A 20,243-nucleotide genomic window follows, 5' to 3' on the forward strand; every position below is an offset into this window, starting at 1 on the left:
AATTATATCCTCAAGTTTGTAATCATCAGATGATATGATGATTCAATTAAAATGGCAATATTAAAACGTAGTTCACTGGCCGATGAAGTAGCCGCCGCTATACAGCACCAGGTTAAAGCCGGGAAATATCAGATCGGCGAGAAGCTGCCTATTGAACCCGAATTGATGAAAAACTTTGGCGTTGGGCGCTCCACAATCCGCGAAGCGATAAAACTGCTGACCAACTCGGGCTTATTGCGGGTGCAGCAGGGTCTGGGTACCTTTGTTGAGGATACCTCGGGTATACGCGAGCCGCTGGCACAGCGTTTTAAACGGGCCAGCGCGCAAAATTTGGATGAGGTGAGGCAACTGCTGGAAATGAAAATAGCCGAAAAAGCCGCTGTTAACCGTACCGATGACGACATAGCCCAAATAAAGGCCATGTTTATACGCCGTACCGAAGCCGCCCGTGCAGGCCTGATGGCCGATTGCGTGGAGGCCGATGTGAGTTTCCACACCGCTATAGCCGAGGCATCCGGGAATGATATCCTGGCCGATCTGTACAAATCAGTTGCTACACACCTCAAAAGCTGGTTTATGGAAAGCTACCCCGATACGCAGATATTTGTGAGCACCACCCATCTGCACGAGCAACTCATGAACAGCATTATTGAAGGCGATGCCAAAAAAGCCTGGAACTGTGCCGCCCGCATCATTGGCCACGTTTCGCAATAAACTACTTATCCATCTATCCGTAAGGATAAAATATATATCTAAAATGAAACCATCCGCAGAAATTACTACCGACTCTACCGCTCCGGGCAGTATCATCAGTACCGAAACCAAACAGGCGGTGCAGCAAACGGTGTATCCTATTTTGTTCGCCATCAGTTTTTCGCACTTACTGAATGATATGATGCAATCGGTCATCCCATCGGTATACCCCATGATCAAAACCAACTTCCACCTGTCGTTCACGCAGATCGGGCTGATCACACTTACCTTTCAACTGGCGGCATCATTACTGCAACCCTTTGTAGGCAACTATACCGATAAAAAGCCAAGCCCGTATTCGCTGGCTATTGGTATGGGTTTTACACTGATAGGTTTGTTGAGCCTGTCAATAGCATCAAGTTTTATATTCATACTGGTTTCGGTAGCATTGATCGGTACCGGTTCGTCGGTATTTCACCCCGAATCGTCAAAGGTGGCCTATATGGCATCGGGTGGTAAACGTGGTTTGGCACAATCAATTTTCCAGCTGGGCGGTAACGCGGGCAGTGCTATCGGGCCTTTGCTGGCCGCGCTTATTATCATTCCGTTCGGGCAGGGTAATATCAGGTGGTTCGCGCTGGCGGCTGTACTGGCTATTTTTGTATTGTTGAAAGTGGCCGGTTGGTATAAAGGCCACCTTGCATTAAGGGCACGTAAAAAGGTTGCTGTTGAAGAGAGCCGCCCGGCATTATCAAAAGGCCGCATCATTACGTCGGTAGTGATCTTGCTGCTGCTCATCTTCTCCAAATATTTTTACATGGCCAGCATGACGAGTTATTTCACCTTCTACCTCATCGGTAAGTTCCACCTGTCGGTACAGCAATCACAAATGTATTTGTTCGTTTTTTTGGCGGCAGTAGCTGCGGGTACCTTAATTGGTGGTCCGCTGGGCGATAAGTTTGGTCGTAAATACATCATTTGGATCTCGATATTAGGTGTGGCGCCATTTACACTACTGTTGCCTTATGCCAGTTTATTTTGGACAGGCGTATTATCTGTATTTATCGGTGTAATTATAGCCTCGGCGTTTTCGGCCATATTGGTTTACGCAACCGAGCTTCTGCCGGGCAAGGTGGGCATGGTATCGGGCTTGTTCTTCGGTTTCGCCTTCGGGATGGGCGGATTGGGTTCGGCATTATTGGGTCGCCTGGCCGACCACACCAGTATTGCGCACGTATTTAACCTGTGCGCTTACCTACCGCTGATAGGTATTATTACAGGCTTACTGCCTGATATTGAAGGGAAAAAGAAGTCAGCCGTTAAATAAACAGCTGAACATCTCTTGTCGGCATAAAGTAAAATACAAGGCATCCTTTAAGGGTGCCTTTTTTTGTTGAAGAATGTTGCGCATCTTTGTACTGTAATATTTATAATTACAGTAAAGATGAACGGCCGCTTTCATATATCAGTACACATACTTACCCTGCTGGATGCAGCTAAGGGAGAGTTGGTATCGTCTGATTATTTGGCGGGCAGCATCAATACAAACCCGGCACTGGTGCGCAAAGAGCTAAGCAACCTGCGTAAGCACGGATTGATCATTAGCAAAGAAGGTAAGGCAGGCGGTTATATGCTGGCAAAATCGCCGGATCAGATCCGGTTTGCCGATGTATACGAAGCCGTTAAACAAACGGCAATTTTGGGACAGGCCAGGAATGAGCCAAACCCGAAATGCCCGGTAGGCAGGCAAATTAACCAGCATTTAAAAGATATGGACAAGGAGATTGAAGACGCGGTGATAAAAAAACTGTACGACTTTAACCTGGCCGATTTTAGTGAGAAATTTTATTGATTTTTTTTTAACATAAACTGTAATAATTTTAATTACAATAAACCAAACAAAAATGAAAGTAGCAATTATTGGCGCATCGGGCTTTGTAGGAGCCAGCGTATTAACAGAAGCATTAAACCGCGGTCACCAGGTAACCGCCATAGTACGCAACCCCGAAAAAATTACTGTACAAAACGATAACCTTGCCGTAACAGGTGCCGATATTTTTGAAACAGAAAAACTGGCAGCCATACTTGCAGGTAATGATGTAGTGATCAGCTCATATAACCCGGGCTGGGGTAACCCCGAAATTTATGACGACTTTATAAAAGGATCAACCTCAATACAAGAAGCTACAAAAGCAGCCGGTGTAAAAAGGCTGATAGTAATTGGCGGCGCGGGTAGCTTATATATTGACGGCAATCAACTGGTTGATAGTCCGCAATTCCCGGCTGAGTGGAAAGCCGGTGCTACAGCAGCACGCGATTTCCTTACCGAACTACGTAAAGAAGAAGAGCTGGACTGGACTTTCCTGAGCCCTGCCATCAACCTGCACCCCGGCGAACGTACCGGCAAATTCAGGTTAGGCACCGAAAGCCCCGTATTTAACGAGCATGGCAAAAACGACATCAGCGTAGCTGACCTTGCCGTGGCTTTGTTGGATGAAGTAGAGAACAAGCAGTTTGTAAAACAACGTTTTACGTTGGGTTATTAATATAGAGGGTTATGGCTTACTTAAGTCTTAGCTGTCATTCTGAACGAAGTGAAGAATCTTCTTCGCTATGCTAATCGGCGAATAGATGCTTCGTACCTCAGCATGACAGTTGTTTAAATAAATTATGCTATACAAACAGGGCTTAGAAAGTTTTTAAAAACTTTCTAAGCCCTGTTGCTTTTATACACTATTACACGTTTAACCTTTGAATAGAGGATACTGTAATTTAACAGTGTTTAAACAAGTAAAGCAATTAAAAGAAATAACTTTGCCGTATGAAAAACTATAAACTGATATTATCTGCCGCTGCTGTGCTGGCGCTTTCTGCCTGTAGCGTTGGTTCAAAAACATCACAAGGTCAAACCGATTCTGCTGGTACAGCGCAAACCGCCGATAGCACCGAAAGTAAAGTCCTGTTTGCAAAAATGAGCATCAGCGATGCTGTTAAAGGCAGCGATTCGGTACAACTTAAGTTTACTGTTTATAACCCTGCCGATACCGCGCAGCAATTTTGCAAATGGCATACCCCGTTTGAGCCTTTAATGAGCAAATACCTCGATGTTAAAGATGAAAGCGGGCAGGAAGCCAATTACAAAGGCGCTATGGCTAAACGCATAATGCCGCCTCCTGCTGATAGCTATATCAAGGTAAAACCTAAAGACAGCTTATCGGTAACGGTTAACTTGCTGAAAGGTTATGATATTACCAAGCCGGGTAAGTATACCGCTATCTACGTAGGCCAAAACATGAGTGGCTTAGTGATTAAAGATAGTGTTACGTTTGTTTACGAAAAGTAAGCTGACTCACCCTGTCATCGCTATGCTCGACATCCCTCTCTGCTACGCAAAGAGGGATTTTGTTTTTTAAGTCTTTTCACCCTCTTTGCGCTCGCGCAGAGAGGGTCGACCAGCGCAGCGTAGTCGGGGTGAGTAATTAAACTCCGATTTTAAAGAGCTTTTCGCTTTCAGCTTTCACCTTTCAGCTTCCCACTACCCCGTAATTGTTATCTTATATTTAGCCAGCAAGCCACTCAAACCATGTATGCTGAATTTTGCTTTGGCTATGGAGTTGTTTTCAGGGTCTATCACAAAATTATAGGCCGAACTGAAGTCGGCGCCTTTGAGTATGGTGTTATCAAATATTACACGGTTGAGGTCGCAATTGTCAAATACGGCGGAGGTGAGGTCGGCTTCGCTAAAGTCAGATTCATTTAAAATGCAATCGCTAAACTTAGTGCCTTTCAACCGCTTTTTGTAGAAGATGCTGTTCGTCATATTACAACCGGTAAAGCTAACCTCGAACGAGAAATGGTTGGATTTATCAAAATGGGCTCCCGCGAGTTTGCATTCCTGAAAGCTCACGTTTTGCAGGCCGGTATCGGTTAATTGTACCAGGGATAGGTTACAGGTTTTAAAAACACAATCAATAAACGTAATGTGCGACAGGTTGGCGTACGACAGATCGCAGTTCAAGAACTCACAACGTTCAAACACCCGTTTATGGCCCTCAATATCTGCCGGTTTGCTATTTTTAAATACTACGTCCTCGTCAATTTTGTAACTCATAATTGTGCCCTGTAAAATTGCCGCTAAAGTAATAACAATAGCCAATTTTGCAGATGTTAAAGCAGCTTTATAAATAAAATAAAATGTTTACCGCTTAGGTACATGCTGTTAAACAGGGCTTTCCACAAATCTTCTCATTCTTTCTTCATATCCAATCAATCAACCGCGAGCATGCAGGGGGCAAGCTATTTTAATATATTTTTAGGCACTGATTAATATTTAAACATATATCAATTTAACCAAAATAATAATTATTTACCCTGAACAATGAATTTTAAAAAGATTGTAGCCTTAGCGTTCGCTATAGCGCCCTCGCTACTGTTTGCGCAGGAGTGGCAGCCTAAAAAAGCTGTGCTTATGAGCAAGTTTGCCAAGGATGTAAACCCTAAAAGCGTATTGCCCGAGTACCCTCGTCCGCAGCTTACCCGTACCAAATGGCTCAACCTTAATGGTATATGGCAGTTTCAGGCAAGCAGCGGCGCTGCCGAAGCCCAGCCAAAAGGCAACCTGTCGAAAACAATATTGGTACCGTTCCCGGTGGAGTCGGCGCTTTCGGGCGTAATGGAGCAGCATGAGCGTGTTTGGTATCGCCGTAAATTCACCGTTCCGGCAGATTGGAAAGGCCAGAAAGTATTATTGCACTTCGGCGCGGTTGATTACGAATCGGAAGTATTTGTAAACGGCAAAAGCCTGGGTGTGCACACCGGCGGTTATGATCCGTTCACTTATGATGTTACTTCGGCCATTGCCAAATCGGGCGAGCAGGAAATTACCGTTCGCGTTTATGATCCTACTGATAAAGGCGGTTTCCCTCGCGGTAAACAAACGCTGAATCCGCAGGGTATCATGTATACCTCAACTACAGGTATATGGCAAACCGTATGGCTGGAGCCTGTGCCGGTAACCAGTATCGATAATATTAAAATTGTGCCTGATATTGATAAAGGCGTAGTAAACCTTACTGTAAATACTGCCGGTGTTACCGATGGTTATACAGTAGATATTAAAGTGAAAGATGGCGGCAAAGTAATTAAAACCACAACAGGTGGCGCCAATACCGTAATTAGCGTACCGGTAGAAAATGCCAAACTATGGTCGCCAGATGCACCTTTCCTTTACGACCTGGATATCAGCCTGACCAAACAAGGCAAAACTGTTGACGCGGTTGGCAGCTACTTTGGTATGCGTAAAATATCAGTAGGGCAGGAGGGTGAGTATAAAAAACTATACCTGAACAATAAATTTTTGTTCCAGATAGGTCCGTTAGATCAGGGTTTCTGGCCTGATGGTTTATATACCGCGCCTACTGACGCTGCATTGAAATACGATTTGGAAATGATCAAGAAGTTTGGTTACAACATGGTGCGCAAGCACATTAAGGTTGAGCCTTACCGCTGGTATTACTGGGCCGATAAGCTGGGCTTACTGGTATGGCAGGATATGCCGTCGCCAAACTCGTATACCGAGCATGTGCCGCCGGTTGATACAGCCGCTTTCCGTTCGGAACTGGTACGTATGATCAAAACCCACTGGAACTCACCGTCAATTATTACCTGGGTGGTATTTAACGAAGGCCAGGCGCAGCATAATACCAAAAACCTGGTAGATATGGTTAAAACCTTAGATCCATCGCGTTTGGTTAACCAGGCCAGCGGCGGCGGTCACTTTGATGCCGGTGATTACCTTGATATCCACAGCTACCCGCCTCCGGCAGTACCGGCGAGCGATAAACAAATTTTGGCTTGCGGCGAATATGGCGGTATCGGTTATATCATCCCTAACCATACCTGGGCTACAGGGCCAACGTATATCATGATTGATAATGAAAAGAAATACACCGACCTGTACGATACTTACGCTAACGACCTGGTAATGTACAAAACCAACAAAGGCTTAAGCGCGGCGGTATACACCGAAATTACCGACGTTGAAATTGAGCTGAACGGGTTATTAACGTACGATCGTGAAGTGATCAAAGGCCCTGTAGAAAAGATAGCGGCATCAAATCATAAAGCTATCCATGATGATCTTTACCTTGCAGAGATATTGCCATCGTCGCAAGTTAACCCGCGCACCTGGAAATATACCTTTGATAAACCTGCCGATAGCTGGTTTACCACCAAGTTTGCTGATGCGGCATGGAAATCGGGTCAGGCAGGTTTTGGTACCAGCTTTACGCCGGGTGCCAATGTAAAAACCGTTTGGGACGGTAAGGACATCTGGATCCGTCAGGAATTTACACTTGGCGACCTGAAAGACATCAAACGTGAAGACCTTGTACTATACATTCACCACGATGAAAAATGCGAGGTATACATTAACGGTGTAAAGGCTGCTTTTAAAGAGGACATTACATCGGGCTACGTTATCTCAACCATGAGCAAGGAAGCCCAGGCTGCATTGGTATCAAACGGTAAAAACGTAATTGCTATTCACTGTAACCAAACAGGCGGCGGCCAGTATATTGATGCCGGTATATCGGTAATTTCAAAAGACAAAGCCGTTCCGTTTAAAACGAACTAAGTTCTAATTCTAATAATAATTCAACCCGAAGCGGTGGGGCATTCATTTGCTCCCCGCTTCTTTTGTTATGGGGGGATTCGGGGCAGTTAAATTAAGAGGTTGATCAATATTGACTCACCCCGACATCGCTTCGCTTGTCACCCCTCTCCGCAAGCGGAAAGAGGGTTTTTAAAATCGTTTTTATTTTAATCCAGCCCTCTTTACGGCAAAGCCGTAGAGGGCGGTCCAGCGAAGCGTAGACCGGTGAGTTAATTATGCGAGATGACTTGTAGGTTTAATTCACGAACATTTGTTCAAGCTTCAGTTTCTTTTGTACTTCCAGCTTATAATTACGGCCAATGGGCAGCTCATGCCCGTTAATTTCGAGGCTGTAGGAGTAGAAGGAGTTGATCTTCGCCAGTGCTACAATAAACGAACGGTGAATACGCACAAATTGCCTTTCGGGTAACATTTCCTCTAAAAAACTGATCTTCTGCTTGCTGATGTATACTTCCTGCTGGGTAACCACTTTCACGTAATCGCGCAGGCTCTCTATCCATAAAATACTGTTGATGTTCAGTTTGATGGTTTTGCGGTCTACCTTAATATACAAAAAGGTGTCTTTATCGCCCACGGGTACTTCGTTGGCAATACGCACAGTTGCCTTATTATCGTAACGCTGGTACACTTTATCCATTGCCCTTAAAAAACGTTCGAACGAGATGGGTTTAAGCAGGTAGTCAACCGCGTTCAGTTCAAAACCTTCTAAAGCATATTCGCTGTAGGCCGTGGTGAAAATAATTTGGGGCGGATTCTTAAGGCTTCGTACAAAATCAATACCGCTCAGGCCCGGCATTTTAATATCCAGAAATATAAGGTCGATAGGTTTTTGTTGCAGCAATTGAAAAGCCTGTATGGCATTACTGCATTTACCTACTATTTCAATATCATCAAAGTTTTGCAGATAAGTACTGATTACTTCAATGGCAAGAGGTTCATCATCAGCTATAAGTACGCGTATCTTCATGTTGTTTCAACTGTGTTAAGGGTGTTAGCGTGGCTTTCAGCGGTACTTCCATCACTACTAAAAAAGCCTCATCATCGTTGAGTATTTTCAGTTGGTGCTTGCCGGGATACAGGTAATCCAATCGTTTGGTTACATTTTGCAGCCCTATGTTACCAAAATGCTTATCAGCATCAGCCTGTACCACATCTGCCTTACTATTAGACGTCTTTAATTTTAAAACGTTACCGCTCACCTCAATATTAATGTTGATCCATGCCTGGCCAATATTTTCGCTGGTGCCATGTTTAAAAGCGTTCTCTATAATAGGTAATAACAAAAGGGGCGCTATCAGTTTGTTTTGCAGATCGCCGCTGATGTTAAAGGTAAGGTCGAGGCGGTCTTCGTAGCGCAGTTTCTCCAAATCGGTATAGTTCTTCAGCATCAGTATTTCTTTACTCAGCGGTACATATTCGTCACCGCATTCGTACAGCATATAACGCAGCATTTCCGACAGCCCCAGCACTGCACCCGGCGATTTGTCCGAATTTTGCAAGGTAAGCGAGTATAAATTATTAAGCGTGTTGAACAGAAAATGCGGATGCAGCTGGCCTTTCAAAGCACTGAGTTCGGCCTTTACGGCTGCCTGCTTACGTTCGTACCACATTTTAAATAGCTTAATACCAAAAGCGACCCAAACTATAAAGTTAATGCCCTTAAAAGCGCTGATATAGCCGTTGATATCCGTTAATTGTATTTCAAGCGGACGGGTATCGGGCCAAAAATCTCCCTTGGGGGCGTATTTTATGATATAGGGATAAGTAATTAAAATGTCGATAAACCGGGATGCCACGGCAAGCAGTAAATTCAAAGCCAAGGTTAACAGGATAAACCAGGCGTACTTGTTTTTAAGCAAGTATTTAGGCGCCAGCCAGTAAGCCGTTGCGTAAAAGAAGATCAGGTGTAGTGGTATGTAAAAAACGTTATTACGGGCGGCTATCCAAAAGCTGCTTTTAGGGGCATAAATAAGATCGGTAAATATTATGGCCAATACCCAGAATGCCACATGTTGTATCACCCGTGTACGCGGCCACCGCGCCGAAATATTTACCATCGCTTTCATACAGCTAATTTACAATAAACCAATATTTTAAATACCATAAGTAGATGAACGGCATCTATTTGCATACCAACTGCATAATAAGGCTTACCTAAGCGGTTTTACGCATGACGAAAGGTGTTCATCATAAGTTAACGGTATTTTAATACTACTGTAGCGTTTTGCATCAGTACACGTAATATAATGTACCGTGCACTAAATACTTTTGGTGTATAATTTAAAACATATCACAATGAAAAAGATCATTTTAACCTTAGTAATCGCGGCTATCACCATAGTACAGGGCATAGCGCAAACCAACCAAAAAGTTCAGGAACCACAACAAGGGTTTTGGGTAGTTGAAGGCAGTACGCACAACAAAAAGCAAAATACCGTTAAGTTTTATAACGAAGAGAAAGAGCTTGTTTACGAAGAAACAGTAAATAAAAAACTGAAAGTAAGCGATAAAAAAGTACAAACCAAGCTTAATCAATTACTTGCCGTATTGGTAAACCAAAAGCAATACACTGCCGATAAAAGCCTGCTGGCCATTTGCTTTAACGTGCAAACAAACCAGGAAGAATTATAAGAACATTTAAACAATCACCTTTAACCATTAAGCGGCAGCCTGTAAAGCTTGCCGCTTTTTTTATTGGGTACAGGCCATAAAAAAGCCGCTCCTTGTTAAGGAGCGGCTTCGGTTTGTTTATTAGGTAGATGGATGTATTTTAAAATTTATAGGCAATGCTGCCAATGTATGCCCTTGGGCGTTGTGCCTCAAGGGTTGACCAGCCTTTGTAGTATTCTTTATTGGTAAGGTTATCTACCTTAAACGTAAACGTAAAAGCCTTAGCCGCGTAAGATGCCGAAGCGTTTAATACGGTGTAAGCAGGTAAAGCGAATACGCCGGTGGTTAGCCTGTTTAGTATTTGGTTTTCGCTGGCGTAATTTCCGCCGAAGCCTAATCCTAAACCTTTTACCATGCCTTCATCAAAGCGGTAGCTGATCCAGGCATTTATCATGTTTTTAGGACCGGCTTCTTCCGGGCGTCTGCCTAAAAAGTCTTCCTGGCTTGTTTTGGTTGTTTTACTGATGTTGCGGCTGTAACCTGCAATAATATTCAGCCCTTTTACCGGGTTAGCAGTGATATCAGCCTCAAATCCCTTGCTGTTGTTTTCGCCATCCTGTACGTAAGTTTGATTAACGTTTGCACCAATTGAACGTACCACATCAGTAACCTTAATATTGTAATAGCTAAAGCTGGCTGCAATTTTATTATCCCAAATGTTCAGTTTGGTACCAAACTCAAGCTGGTTTGCTTGCTGTGGGTTAAAGGTTACCCTGCGGCCCGAGCCATCAGTTGCAGGTGCAACATTGGTAAAACCGTTCATATAATTGGCAAATAACGAAAGCTGATCTTTTATTGGCTGATAAACCAAACCGAATTTTGGTGAGATGTGGGTTTGCGAATATTTACTATCGCCTGCATCTAAACCGCCGTTAACAAAGTGGTCAATACGAGCGCTCACCATGGCCGATAAGCTTGGCGTAAAATTAAACACATCAGACACGTAAGTGCTGTAAGTTTTTTGCTCCAGGTTGCTGTAGCTAACCGGCTGACCGGCCAACAAGCTATCCACCTGCGGTACTGATAGTATACCGGTATCGTCACCGCCAATGGTAACCATACCTACAACGGCATAACCTGTACCGTTATCAATATTTACACGGCTAAAATAGTCAACACCGGCCACTATCCTGTTACGCATACCGGCTATACTGAAATCGCCGATAAAGTTTTGTTGTAGATCGGTAGTAGTAATAGTAGCGTTTTGCTTGTTAATATAGCGGCCAAATACCGATGGGATATTCGGATAGCCAGGGAAATACTGCGAAGTTTCATACAGGTATGAATAATAACCGTCAGATTTCGCGGTACTGCGCGATACCACCGTTTGCGATCTCCACTCGGGCGATAGCTGGTAGTTCATTTGCGCCTGTATGTTGGTAGTAGGGTTTTTAATGGTAAGGTTATTACTGGTGTATGATTTTTTATAATCGTAACCTAAATCTTTCAGGTTATTTACCCTTAAGGCTATATCACGATCAAAAAACAACATGGTTGGGTTGGTACTCTCTGCACTTAACACCTCTGCGTTAAATAAGAATGATAGTTTATCATCAACCTTGTAAGATAACGTAGGGGCGAAGAAACGTGTTTTCTTAAAGCCTTGATCCTGAAAGCTGTTTTCATCGTGATAAGCGGCATTAACTCTTAATAACACATTACCTTCTTTATCAAGCGGGGTATTAACATCGGCAGTAATACGGTTTAAACCAAAGCTGCCCGCGGTATAAGTTACCTCGGTAGCGAAGGTTTTAAAAGGTTTTTTGGTGATGATGTTGATTAAACCACCATACGATATTATTGAACTACCGAATAAGGTACCCGATGGGCCTTTTAATACTTCAATACGTTCGGTATTAGCCAGGTCAAGTCCGCCTGTGGTTAAACCTGCAAGGCCGTTAACCAATGTTGGCTGTACCGCGAATCCTCTTAGCGAGAAATAGCCTGCACCATCACCACCACGACCGGTTGATGTCCATAATTTATCAATACCGGGTACATTTTTCAATGCATCGTTAAAATTGGTAATTACCTGCTCTTTTATCAGTTCAGATGATACGGTGTTGTATACCTGCGGATTTTCGAGATTGCTTAAGGGCATACGGGCAACATAATCGCTTGATTTTTGAGCGAATTTGTTCACCTTGCTGCCTTTAATATTTACTTCAACCAATTGGCTAAGGCTTTCGGAAAGGGTTACCTCAATAATGCTGGACTGGCCCGCGCCTACCGAAACGCTTTTTTCCTGGCTTACCAGGCCTACCGCGCTGATGAGTATAGTATAGTCACCTGCTTTAAGGTTTGAGATAGTGTGCTCACCATTTTCGTTGGTGGTGCCACCTCTTTTTGTGCCTTTTATGTAAACGGATACAGCTTCGGCCGCCTGGCCGTCGGATGTTTTTACAATGGTTTTGATACTGCCTGTTTGCTGGGCAAATAGAAATGCCGGTATCAGCATCAGCATAATTGTGTAAGTAAGGATTTTCTTCATGTGGTAATTTATTTAGACTAAATAAAAATAATGCCACAAAACAACTGAAAATTATCCAAGTATCAAAAGAGAATTTGTTTTTATTTAAGATGTGCTGGCTATGAATTTGTGATAACTATCATATTATCAGCAAATTTTACGTGATGAAACTGTGTGTAAATATTACACTAAACCCCAAAGCACAAGCTGTACCGCTTACACTTTGGGGTTATTATATATGGGGGTAGTTGATTTTTAATCTTCGCGATACAGCACCATACCTGCATGGTACAGTATACCGTTGCGGAAATCGCCATCGGCGGTGAAGCCTGTATCGTCAACATATTCGATATGGTCGCCGGTGATGATGTAGCTGCCTCGATAGGCACTTTTGCGTTCGCCGCGGCCCTCATCGTAGCGGCCGTTAGGTAGCAGGTGATGGCGGATATAGCCATCGCGTGTTACCCACATACCGGCGTATTTGTTGTTTTCCATTAATTAAAAACCGGTTGAGGTGCTTAGTTCTTTCCATGTTTCCAGGTCGCTTTTTACGGCATCCATTTTCACGTAGGCCATATCGTAGGCATCCTGCCCTAAAAACAAATGCAGCGGCGGGTTGCTTTCGTTTGCTGTCGCGATGATGGCCGCAACACCTTTTTCCGGGTCGCCGGGTTGGTTACCGTTGATCTCGTTTTGGTGAGCCGCCTGCGAATCGCGTACGTTTTGGTAAGCATCGTTAGGATTTTTAGGTACAATAAGCGAACCACTGTCTAAAAAACTGGTGCGGAAATAACCCGGCGATACCACGGTAACGTTCACCCCGAATGGTTTGGCTTCGGCTGCTAATGATTCGGTAAAGCCATGCACCGCGAATTTGGTGGCGCAGTAAATTCCCCATCCCGGAAAGTTGCCATTAAACCCACCAATTGAGGCGATGTTAAAAATATGCCCCGAACCTTGCCCGCGTAAATACGGCATAGCCTCGCGGATCACATTGAGCGAACCAAATACGTTCACATCAAAATTGGCACGTGCCTCGGCATTGCTCACTTCTTCCAGTCCGCCTACCATGCCGTAACCGGCATTGTTCACCACTACATCAATATGGCCAAAGGTGTTAATAGTGGCATCAATGGCTTCTTTTACGCTGGCTTCGCTGGTAATATCAACAGCAAGTGGTAAAAAATTAGCGGCATTGCTGCCAACGGCGCCGGTAAGGTCGGTTAACTTGCGCGATGTAGCTACTACATTGTAGCCTTGTTTTAATAATTGGTTCACCATAACCAGGCCCAGTCCTTTTGAGGCGCCGGTTATGAACCATGTTTTTTGGTTGCTCATGTTTTAGTTTTTTAAGTTTTTGTGTAGATTAAACTGTTTGATAATCTGTTGATTTGGTAAGCCCTTCCCATTTGCGGAACTCGTTCACCATGTTTTCTACCTTGGTGATGGCGCGGCTGTAAGCATCGCTGCCCAGTAACAGGTATAAAGGCGGGTTTGGTTCATCAACCACGGCTATCATCGCCTTGGCAGCCTTTTCAGGATCGCCTATTTGGGTGCCGTTCATTTTAAGGTAACGAGCATGTGTTTCGTGCACATCTTTATAAGCGTCGATCGAATTTGCCGCAATGCTTAATGAATCTGGCGTTAAGAAACTGGTGCGGAACGCGCCCGGCGCTACCAGGGTTACCTTGATGCCAAAGGCTTTTACATCTGCCGCCAGTACTTCGGTTAAACCGGCCACAGCGAATTTTGTAGCGCCGTAAACCGCCCAGCCTGTTGCCGGGGCAATACCTGCTATTGATGAGATATTAATGATATGGCCTGATAACTGCGCACGCATATACGGCAACACGTGGCGTACTACATTGAGCGTACCGAATACGTTAATATCAAAGCTGTCGCGGGTTTCTTTATCGGTTAACTCTTCAATGCTGCCACCAATGCCGTAGCCCGCGTTGTTAACTACTACATCAATACTTTTAAAGGTATCAACAGTGGTTTTAATTGCGGCGCTAACGCTGGCTTCGTTGGCCAGGTCAACCTGCAAGGGTAAAAAATTGGGGTTTTCGCCAACCGCGTTGTGCAGTTCGGCAGGGTTTCTGGATGTACCTGCAACGTATTGTCCGGCTTCCAGCAGTTGTTTAACAAGGCTGAGGCCTAAACCTTTTGATGCCCCGGTAATGAACCATACTTTTTTGCTATCCATAATTTTGTATTTTTTGATAGCACAAAGGTATAGCGGCAGGCGAGGGGAGCGTTTGCGCTAATCAAACCAATGGTTACGAAATTCAAACAATCCGAAAAGAAGTAGGGGTGATATTGGTTTGTTTTTTAAAAAAGTTATTGAAATGGCTGGCTTCTTCAAAACCCAGACAATAGCCAATTTCGGCAATGTTCCAGTCGGTATGCCTTAATAGGGATTTTGCTTCGCTCAATAAGCGTTCGCTGATGTGCTCGGTAGTGGTTTTGCCGGTGGTTTGTTTAATAGCCCGGTTAAGGTGGTTCACGTGTACCGACAGGTTATGCGCGAAATCTTTTGCCGACCGCAGTCTGAACCGTTGCGCGGGTGTTTCTATCGGGAACTGGCGCTCCAGTAATTCGGTAAATACCGATGTAATGCGCGAGCCTGCATCCGGGTGCTGGTACAGGGTATCGGTTGGCTGCGCTTTTAAAGCGTAGTGGGTAAGCTCGGTAGCGTAGTTACGCAGCAGGTCATATTTATAGGTGTAGTCTGATTGTATCTCATCAAGCATCTTGTTGAATATGTTGCTGATAAGTTCGTCCTGCGCCTCATTTAACAGGTAAGCTGGTTTGCCGCCAATGGCAAACATGGGCAATTCGCTAAGGCTGCCGCGAATTTTTTCGGTAAAGAAAGCCTCTGTAAATATGCAGAAGTACCCCGTTACGTTTTCTGATAACGACTCCCATTTGTAAGGTACATTGGGGTTAAAGAACATCAGCGTTGAACCCGATGTTTCAATACTTTTATCGGCATAATGGTAACGGCTGTTGCCGCGCAGTAGGGTTACCTTATAATAATCGCGCCTGCTGTAGGTAATTTTAACCGCGCCATCGCCCATACAATCTTCCAAACGGAAAACATTAAAATGGCCGATGCCCTGCTGAAGGTTATCGGGCATCCAGTTAAATTTTTGCTTGTAAAAGTCTTGAAGGGTTTCAGTGGTCATAAAAAGCAAATTACATAATTCAAACCGATTAATGCAATAGGGTATTGTAAGCTGAAGGTCAGTTTAACCTGTCGGCAAGCGTAATTGTACGGCTATATTTTTTACGGTACTCCTGTGGTGTAAGGCCGGTAATACGTTTAAATATCATCCGGAAGGTTTTTACATCGTTATACCCAGCATCGTACATCAGTCCGTTTATATCCTGGTCGTTTCGTTCCAGGGCTTTTTTGGCAGCTTCTATCTTTACCCGTTGCAGGTACTCGATAGGCGTATTATTGGTAGCGCTTTTAAACCGCCTGATGAAGTTGCGGGTACTCATATTACTTTGCTCGGCAATTTGATCGATAGACAGTTGCTGCTGAAAGTTCTTTTCAATAATATCCTGCGCTTTCAGTATCACCTTATCCTCGTGCCTGCGCTGGCTCTGAAAAATAGCGAAGTGCGCCTGGTTCACCTTATCAATATCTATCGAGAACATTTTACTTGCCCAAACAGTAACTTCCTTGCCGCAAAATTTCTCGATGAGGTACAGCACCAGATTGAGCGATAAAAACGCCCCGCCGCTGGTGTAAATACCATCCTGATCGGTGATCACCATATCGGGCTGTATATTCAGTTGCGGGTAGCGCTGGCGCATATCCTGCATGGCAGCCCAGTGCGAGGTGCAGGGTTTATCGCCAAGCAGCCCGGCTTCTGCCAAAAAGTAGCTGCCAAAACAAAGACTGGCAATCTCTGTCCCTTTGGCGCTCATTTCTTTAAGCCACGCTATCAGGTCGGCATTTTGGGTAAGCGCGGCATCGGCATCGCCCTGAAAGGCAGGTACGATAATAAGATCGGTGCTCACTACATCTTTCAAGGCCACCTTTTTCAAATCGCCGGCAGGCAGGTACAAATGCGTATTGTTCACATCGCGGCAAACCAGCTCCAGCTCAAAGGCTTCGGGCCTGCCCTGCATGCGCAAAAAGCCGTTAACGCCGCCAAAAATATCGGTAACACTCGAAATGGATGAAGAAATAGCGCCTTCGTATACAAGCAGAGAAATTTTCATAGGTTATGGTATAAAACTTGTTTTAGGTATAACGGCAAGTGAGATGTCCTGAATACCCCCTCAGTATGACAGCTATACACATGATTTGGTGTTATAAATTTGCAGAAATTTGAATAAATATAAAAACATTAGCCATGAAAGAAGAAGCATCCAAAATCAATTCGGCTATAACACAGCCAATTGGCCACAATAAAATTGTAAACGAAAGCGATTGGGTTATTCAACGTAAGCAACTGCTTGCCAAAGAAAAAGAACTGCTGCACCTGAAAGACGAGGTAAATAAACTGCGCCGCGCCCTGCCCTGGGTAAAGGTAGAAAAGCCGTATACTTTTGATGGCCCCGATGGTAAGGTAAGCCTTGCCGACTTGTTTGATTGCCGCAGCCAGCTTATTGTACAGCATTTTATGTTTGGCCCCGGATGGGAGGAAGGGTGCGTAGGCTGTTCGTACCTTGCAGACCATGTAGACTGCGCCCGTCGCCATTTTGAACATGCGGATGTATCTTTCGTAACGGTATCGCGTGCGCCCTACGCGGAGTTCGCGCCATTTAAAAAACGCATGGGCTGGACATTCAACTGGGTATCATCAAACGAAAGCGATTTTAATTTTGATTACCATGTATCCTTCACGCCCGAAGAAAAAGAAAAGGGTGAGGTGTATTATAACTACGAAATGGGCAAGTACTTTTTAGAAGAGTTGCATGGCGTAAGTGTATTTTATAAGGATGAGAATGGCGATATCTTTCATACCTATTCTACCTACGCACGTGGTGGCGAACCGCTGTTGGGTACCCTTGCCTTTTTGGATTTGGTGCCTAAAGGTCGAAACGAAACCGATGAGAATGGTAAACCTATCGACTGGTTGCGCCATCATGATAAATATGAAGACACCGCGACTAACCACTGCTGTTGCGGATAATTTGTGAAACCTAAAAGACACAGACCAATGGCAACCGAAAAATTTGAGGTAAAAGAAGACATCCTCACTATTTGTGAGCAGGCCAAAACCTTCCCGGCAGGTATACAGGATGCTTATGCAGCCTTATCGGCCAAAACGGGCGGCTTTACGGGGCGCGGCTGCTATGGCGTAACCGAAAAAGTTGACGGCCGTTATATTTATCGTGCCTGCGTAAGCGAAAGCTATCCCGGTGAGGGCGAAAAAATAGGAGCGGATCATTACACCATCCCGAAGGGAACCTATATAGCTAATAAATTAGGTAACTGGATGGAGAACATCCCGCGTATAGCAACCGTATTTGACGAACTCATGCGCCACCCCGATGTTACTATGGATGGCGGCATCGCCTTAGAATATTATGTGGGTAATGATGTTTGGCTGATGATTACAGCTAAATAATGGTGGCAGCAGCGCGTTAACAAACATTTGCGGGTAATTGAAATTCGCACATGTTTGTTAGCTGTTTTAATGTTGAATGCCTGCTGTTAAGTAGTTTTAGTGCTTCGGCTTTTCGGGTGGCGTGTCGCTTATTTCGCCAAATTCATTCACGTAAGCCATCATGTTCTCTAAACCACCGCCCGGTGAATTTTGCTGACGCTCTTCTCTGCGTTCCGCTTTTTCTTTTTTCTTTTTTAATCGATTATTTTCAAGTTGCTTCTTCATGAAGGATGCCTGAGATTTTGCCATAGTTATTATTAGGGTTTAAATAAATAAATTATTAAAAAATGCAAAAAAGCACCTCCCACAAGGAAGGTGCTTTACGACTAAATTTATAGTGATTTTTTAAATTACTTTTACATTTACCGCTGCAAGGCCTTTTCTGCCTTCTTCTACATCGAATGATACAGTATCGTTTTCACGAATTTCATCGATTAGACCAGTTGAGTGAACAAAAACATCGTTTCTGCTATCACTTTGTGTAATAAATCCGAAACCTTTAGTGGTATCGAAAAACTTTACAGTTCCTTCTTTTTGCATTATTTAATATTTGAATAAGTTGCAATGTAGTCATTAATATCGGCCAATTTTCTTTTTGGTGAAATTATTTAATGCAGTTTTAAATTTTAGGCATTGGTTAAATGATGAAAACAGCCTGCAATCTACCTTACTTGAAAGCGTAAGGCCATGTGCGATTCCTTCCCCAGGGAAGGAGGAGGAAGGGGTTTCTGCGCAATTAATATAAACAGGTTGAAAATTAATAGCAGTCATCCGGTAGGAATCAGGCTGCAAAAGCAAATCGTATATTCAACTCACCCCGACTACGCTTCACTGGTCGACCCTCTCTGCGCGCTGCGCAAAGAGGGTAAGGAAAAAATAAAAAATACAAAACCCTCTTTTTGCTTGCAAAGAGAGGGTGATCGAGCGTAGCGATGATCGGGTGAGTCCTCAACGCTTTGCAAAAGGGCAACCTATTTCAACCTCTCATTTAATTATTATTTAAAACCACCCATTATCCAATAAAGAATAATTACCTTTAGTAAATTCTACCCTTAGGCGTTGCCAATTTATAATACGGTGATAGTTAAGCTTCTGCTAATACATAACATCACTCAACATGCAAAACACCCACTACATTAAGTTTTATCGCGTTTTTAAAAACGGTACATCGGTAACCGAAATTCACAGTAACGATTTTAAGCCTACAATAACAAAGAATTTTAAAAGGGGATGGCTGATCGGTCCGCCGGTTGATGTGCTTTGTTCTATACCTTATAGCGAGTATTCGTTACCGGCCGATGAAACCATGTATTATGGTTATACCGATAAAATAACAGCAATGGAAAAAGCCAAAACAGGAGCTATTGTGCATGTTAATCAATTAATAAAAAATGCAGAGCAGGCCATTTTAAAATTGAAGCAATACCGCATAGATAATTACGAAGGCTTAAACCTTAGCCTGGTAGATACCAACATCCGCAGGTTAGAAAAAGAAATGAATATTAAATAATTTATATATGAGCAAAGAGAAAAAAGGTACCAAAGAAGTTAAAAAAGCCCCAAGTGAGAATGTAAATAAAAAACAATCGTCTTACCAAACAGATAAATCTTCAAAATCTGAAGCCCCAATTGGTAAAAAGGGCAAGTAATATGGACGAGCAAGCGATAGAAAATCAGGCAAGGATATTCCTATACGATTTGATGAACAGCCGCCATGAACACGGTTTTCATGCCGATGATACCTGGAACTTAAGCCTGGTATCAATTACCGATAGGGCTCAAATTGAAAAAGATTATTATCCGGCTATTGCCGTTAAAATAATCCCCGAGATACTGTTGCAGGTATATGTTGAAGTTAAAGCCAAACTTAAGCAGGCGTTAAACAAAGAAGAAGTACTGCTGGATGTTAAAACCGTTTTAAACAGCGATCTGAAATACATTGTAGCCTACAATCCTAAGCGGATACGCACATAGATCGATATGCGGGCGGTAGCCTGCGCACCTCCGCTGTTTAAAAGCTGGCTGGGCGGCATGTATTATACTCAATAGGCGTATAATCCATTTGTAATGTATGCTTTGTGCTATACTTTTACGCTTGGTCAATTAT

23 protein-coding genes are annotated in these 20,243 nt (G+C 43.7%); 12 read left to right on the forward strand and 11 right to left on the reverse strand.

The window, feature by feature from the left end:
• Positions 1-51 precede the first annotated feature (51 nt).
• The 5 genes from ABD894_RS06730 to ABD894_RS06750 all read left to right on the forward strand — a co-directional run bounded on the left by ABD894_RS06730 (position 52) and on the right by ABD894_RS06750 (position 4,036).
• Entirely contained in the window at positions 52-714 is a 663-nt protein-coding gene (locus ABD894_RS06730) for a FadR/GntR family transcriptional regulator (protein WP_345210232.1), read from the forward strand.
• Positions 715-757: 43 nt separating this feature from the next.
• Positions 758-2,020: an MFS transporter gene (locus tag ABD894_RS06735; protein ID WP_345210233.1), complete on the forward strand. Its 1,263-nt coding sequence runs from the start codon at positions 758-760 to the stop codon at positions 2,018-2,020.
• Between the two features lie 117 nt (positions 2,021-2,137).
• Positions 2,138-2,545 (forward strand): Rrf2 family transcriptional regulator, encoded by a 408-nt coding sequence (locus tag ABD894_RS06740; RefSeq protein WP_345210234.1) that lies wholly within the window; start codon positions 2,138-2,140, stop codon positions 2,543-2,545.
• Positions 2,546-2,597: 52 nt separating this feature from the next.
• Entirely contained in the window at positions 2,598-3,239 is a 642-nt protein-coding gene (locus ABD894_RS06745) for an NAD(P)-dependent oxidoreductase (protein WP_345210235.1), read from the forward strand.
• A gap of 275 nt (positions 3,240-3,514) precedes the next feature.
• Positions 3,515-4,036 (forward strand): protease, encoded by a 522-nt coding sequence (locus ABD894_RS06750; RefSeq protein ID WP_345210236.1) that lies wholly within the window; start codon positions 3,515-3,517, stop codon positions 4,034-4,036.
• Between the two features lie 192 nt (positions 4,037-4,228).
• Here the strand turns inward: ABD894_RS06750 and ABD894_RS06755 are convergent, their stop codons facing one another.
• Positions 4,229-4,804 (reverse strand): pentapeptide repeat-containing protein, encoded by a 576-nt coding sequence (locus ABD894_RS06755; RefSeq protein ID WP_345210237.1) that lies wholly within the window; start codon positions 4,802-4,804, stop codon positions 4,229-4,231.
• Between the two features lie 267 nt (positions 4,805-5,071).
• Between ABD894_RS06755 and ABD894_RS06760 the strand changes: the two genes are divergently transcribed.
• On the forward strand, positions 5,072-7,327 hold the full coding sequence (locus ABD894_RS06760) for a sugar-binding domain-containing protein (protein WP_345210238.1): 2,256 nt from the start codon (positions 5,072-5,074) through the stop codon (positions 7,325-7,327).
• 274 nt (positions 7,328-7,601) lie between these two features.
• On the opposite strand, the gene ABD894_RS06765 is transcribed toward ABD894_RS06760, so the two are convergent.
• On the reverse strand, positions 7,602-8,333 hold the full coding sequence (locus ABD894_RS06765; RefSeq protein WP_345210239.1) for a LytR/AlgR family response regulator transcription factor: 732 nt from the start codon (positions 8,331-8,333) through the stop codon (positions 7,602-7,604).
• Entirely contained in the window at positions 8,308-9,432 is a 1,125-nt protein-coding gene (locus ABD894_RS06770) for a sensor histidine kinase (protein ID WP_345210240.1), read from the reverse strand. The genes ABD894_RS06765 and ABD894_RS06770 overlap by 26 nt, the downstream gene beginning before the upstream one ends.
• Before the next feature lie 229 nt (positions 9,433-9,661).
• On the opposite strand from ABD894_RS06770, the gene ABD894_RS06775 reads away from it, so the two are divergent.
• Entirely contained in the window at positions 9,662-9,997 is a 336-nt protein-coding gene (locus ABD894_RS06775; RefSeq protein ID WP_345210241.1) for a hypothetical protein, read from the forward strand.
• A 139-nt stretch (positions 9,998-10,136) separates the two neighbouring features.
• Here ABD894_RS06775 and ABD894_RS06780 read toward each other — a convergent pair whose 3' ends face one another.
• The 6 genes from ABD894_RS06780 to ABD894_RS06805 all read right to left on the reverse strand — a co-directional run bounded on the left by ABD894_RS06780 (position 10,137) and on the right by ABD894_RS06805 (position 16,742).
• On the reverse strand, positions 10,137-12,527 hold the full coding sequence (locus ABD894_RS06780; RefSeq protein ID WP_345210242.1) for a TonB-dependent siderophore receptor: 2,391 nt from the start codon (positions 12,525-12,527) through the stop codon (positions 10,137-10,139).
• Between the two features lie 234 nt (positions 12,528-12,761).
• Positions 12,762-13,001 (reverse strand): Atu4866 domain-containing protein, encoded by a 240-nt coding sequence (locus tag ABD894_RS06785; protein WP_345210243.1) that lies wholly within the window; start codon positions 12,999-13,001, stop codon positions 12,762-12,764.
• Between the two features lie 3 nt (positions 13,002-13,004).
• Positions 13,005-13,844 (reverse strand): SDR family oxidoreductase, encoded by an 840-nt coding sequence (locus ABD894_RS06790; RefSeq protein ID WP_345210244.1) that lies wholly within the window; start codon positions 13,842-13,844, stop codon positions 13,005-13,007.
• Positions 13,845-13,872: 28 nt separating this feature from the next.
• Positions 13,873-14,712 carry an SDR family NAD(P)-dependent oxidoreductase gene (locus ABD894_RS06795; RefSeq protein WP_345210245.1) on the reverse strand — a complete coding sequence of 280 codons (840 nt, stop codon included), beginning with the start codon at positions 14,710-14,712 and terminating at the stop codon, positions 13,873-13,875.
• A gap of 82 nt (positions 14,713-14,794) precedes the next feature.
• A complete protein-coding gene (locus ABD894_RS06800; RefSeq protein ID WP_345210246.1) occupies positions 14,795-15,694 on the reverse strand; it encodes a helix-turn-helix domain-containing protein in 900 nt (299 codons plus the stop codon).
• Positions 15,695-15,752: 58 nt separating this feature from the next.
• Positions 15,753-16,742, reverse strand: a complete 990-nt coding sequence (locus ABD894_RS06805; protein ID WP_345210247.1) for a GlxA family transcriptional regulator — start codon at positions 16,740-16,742, stop codon at positions 15,753-15,755.
• A gap of 134 nt (positions 16,743-16,876) precedes the next feature.
• Here ABD894_RS06805 and ABD894_RS06810 point away from each other — a divergent pair, with 134 nt between their 5' ends.
• Both ABD894_RS06810 and ABD894_RS06815 read left to right on the forward strand, forming a co-directional pair.
• Positions 16,877-17,659: a DUF899 domain-containing protein gene (locus ABD894_RS06810; RefSeq protein ID WP_345210248.1), complete on the forward strand. Its 783-nt coding sequence runs from the start codon at positions 16,877-16,879 to the stop codon at positions 17,657-17,659.
• A gap of 27 nt (positions 17,660-17,686) precedes the next feature.
• Complete coding sequence (locus tag ABD894_RS06815; RefSeq protein ID WP_345210249.1) at positions 17,687-18,097, forward strand: hypothetical protein; 411 nt, start codon at positions 17,687-17,689, stop codon at positions 18,095-18,097.
• A gap of 96 nt (positions 18,098-18,193) precedes the next feature.
• On the opposite strand, the gene ABD894_RS06820 is transcribed toward ABD894_RS06815, so the two are convergent.
• Together ABD894_RS06820 and ABD894_RS06825 are read right to left on the reverse strand one after the other, a co-directional pair.
• Complete coding sequence (locus ABD894_RS06820; RefSeq protein ID WP_345210250.1) at positions 18,194-18,385, reverse strand: hypothetical protein; 192 nt, start codon at positions 18,383-18,385, stop codon at positions 18,194-18,196.
• Positions 18,386-18,481: 96 nt separating this feature from the next.
• Complete coding sequence (locus tag ABD894_RS06825; RefSeq protein ID WP_345210251.1) at positions 18,482-18,676, reverse strand: cold-shock protein; 195 nt, start codon at positions 18,674-18,676, stop codon at positions 18,482-18,484.
• Between the two features lie 577 nt (positions 18,677-19,253).
• On the opposite strand from ABD894_RS06825, the gene ABD894_RS06830 reads away from it, so the two are divergent.
• The 3 genes from ABD894_RS06830 to ABD894_RS06840 are packed head-to-tail and all read left to right on the forward strand — an operon-like array spanning position 19,254 to position 20,110.
• Positions 19,254-19,646, forward strand: coding sequence for a hypothetical protein (locus ABD894_RS06830; protein ID WP_345210252.1), 393 nt, complete (start codon positions 19,254-19,256; stop codon positions 19,644-19,646).
• 7 nt (positions 19,647-19,653) lie between these two features.
• Positions 19,654-19,785 (forward strand): hypothetical protein, encoded by a 132-nt coding sequence (locus ABD894_RS06835; protein WP_345210253.1) that lies wholly within the window; start codon positions 19,654-19,656, stop codon positions 19,783-19,785.
• Position 19,786: 1 nt separating this feature from the next.
• Complete coding sequence (locus ABD894_RS06840) at positions 19,787-20,110, forward strand: hypothetical protein (protein WP_345210254.1); 324 nt, start codon at positions 19,787-19,789, stop codon at positions 20,108-20,110.
• The last annotated feature ends 133 nt before the right edge of the window (positions 20,111-20,243 follow it).

This window comes from Mucilaginibacter gynuensis, assembly GCF_039541195.1.
Lineage (GTDB): Bacteria > Bacteroidota > Bacteroidia > Sphingobacteriales > Sphingobacteriaceae > Mucilaginibacter > Mucilaginibacter gynuensis.

Excerpts from the sequence above, each read along its gene's own strand:
- ABD894_RS06780 (WP_345210242.1), bottom strand. The coding sequence starts at position 12,527 with ATGAAGAAAATCCTTACTTACACAATTATGCTGATGCTGATACCGGCA.
- ABD894_RS06810 (WP_345210248.1), top strand. The coding sequence starts at position 16,877 with ATGAAAGAAGAAGCATCCAAAATCAATTCGGCTATAACACAGCCAATT.
- ABD894_RS06730 (WP_345210232.1), top strand. The coding sequence starts at position 52 with ATGGCAATATTAAAACGTAGTTCACTGGCCGATGAAGTAGCCGCCGCT.
- ABD894_RS06825 (WP_345210251.1), bottom strand. The coding sequence starts at position 18,676 with ATGCAAAAAGAAGGAACTGTAAAGTTTTTCGATACCACTAAAGGTTTC.
- ABD894_RS06760 (WP_345210238.1), top strand. The coding sequence starts at position 5,072 with ATGAATTTTAAAAAGATTGTAGCCTTAGCGTTCGCTATAGCGCCCTCG.
- ABD894_RS06795 (WP_345210245.1), bottom strand. The coding sequence starts at position 14,712 with ATGGATAGCAAAAAAGTATGGTTCATTACCGGGGCATCAAAAGGTTTA.
- ABD894_RS06755 (WP_345210237.1), bottom strand. The coding sequence starts at position 4,804 with ATGAGTTACAAAATTGACGAGGACGTAGTATTTAAAAATAGCAAACCG.
- ABD894_RS06805 (WP_345210247.1), bottom strand. The coding sequence starts at position 16,742 with ATGAAAATTTCTCTGCTTGTATACGAAGGCGCTATTTCTTCATCCATT.
- ABD894_RS06765 (WP_345210239.1), bottom strand. The coding sequence starts at position 8,333 with ATGAAGATACGCGTACTTATAGCTGATGATGAACCTCTTGCCATTGAA.
- ABD894_RS06815 (WP_345210249.1), top strand. The coding sequence starts at position 17,687 with ATGGCAACCGAAAAATTTGAGGTAAAAGAAGACATCCTCACTATTTGT.
- ABD894_RS06800 (WP_345210246.1), bottom strand. The coding sequence starts at position 15,694 with ATGACCACTGAAACCCTTCAAGACTTTTACAAGCAAAAATTTAACTGG.
- ABD894_RS06745 (WP_345210235.1), top strand. The coding sequence starts at position 2,598 with ATGAAAGTAGCAATTATTGGCGCATCGGGCTTTGTAGGAGCCAGCGTA.
- ABD894_RS06820 (WP_345210250.1), bottom strand. The coding sequence starts at position 18,385 with ATGGCAAAATCTCAGGCATCCTTCATGAAGAAGCAACTTGAAAATAAT.
- ABD894_RS06830 (WP_345210252.1), top strand. The coding sequence starts at position 19,254 with ATGCAAAACACCCACTACATTAAGTTTTATCGCGTTTTTAAAAACGGT.
- ABD894_RS06735 (WP_345210233.1), top strand. The coding sequence starts at position 758 with ATGAAACCATCCGCAGAAATTACTACCGACTCTACCGCTCCGGGCAGT.
- ABD894_RS06770 (WP_345210240.1), bottom strand. The coding sequence starts at position 9,432 with ATGAAAGCGATGGTAAATATTTCGGCGCGGTGGCCGCGTACACGGGTG.
- ABD894_RS06750 (WP_345210236.1), top strand. The coding sequence starts at position 3,515 with ATGAAAAACTATAAACTGATATTATCTGCCGCTGCTGTGCTGGCGCTT.
- ABD894_RS06840 (WP_345210254.1), top strand. The coding sequence starts at position 19,787 with ATGGACGAGCAAGCGATAGAAAATCAGGCAAGGATATTCCTATACGAT.
- ABD894_RS06835 (WP_345210253.1), top strand. The coding sequence starts at position 19,654 with ATGAGCAAAGAGAAAAAAGGTACCAAAGAAGTTAAAAAAGCCCCAAGT.
- ABD894_RS06775 (WP_345210241.1), top strand. The coding sequence starts at position 9,662 with ATGAAAAAGATCATTTTAACCTTAGTAATCGCGGCTATCACCATAGTA.
- ABD894_RS06785 (WP_345210243.1), bottom strand. The coding sequence starts at position 13,001 with ATGGAAAACAACAAATACGCCGGTATGTGGGTAACACGCGATGGCTAT.
- ABD894_RS06740 (WP_345210234.1), top strand. The coding sequence starts at position 2,138 with ATGAACGGCCGCTTTCATATATCAGTACACATACTTACCCTGCTGGAT.
- ABD894_RS06790 (WP_345210244.1), bottom strand. The coding sequence starts at position 13,844 with ATGAGCAACCAAAAAACATGGTTCATAACCGGCGCCTCAAAAGGACTG.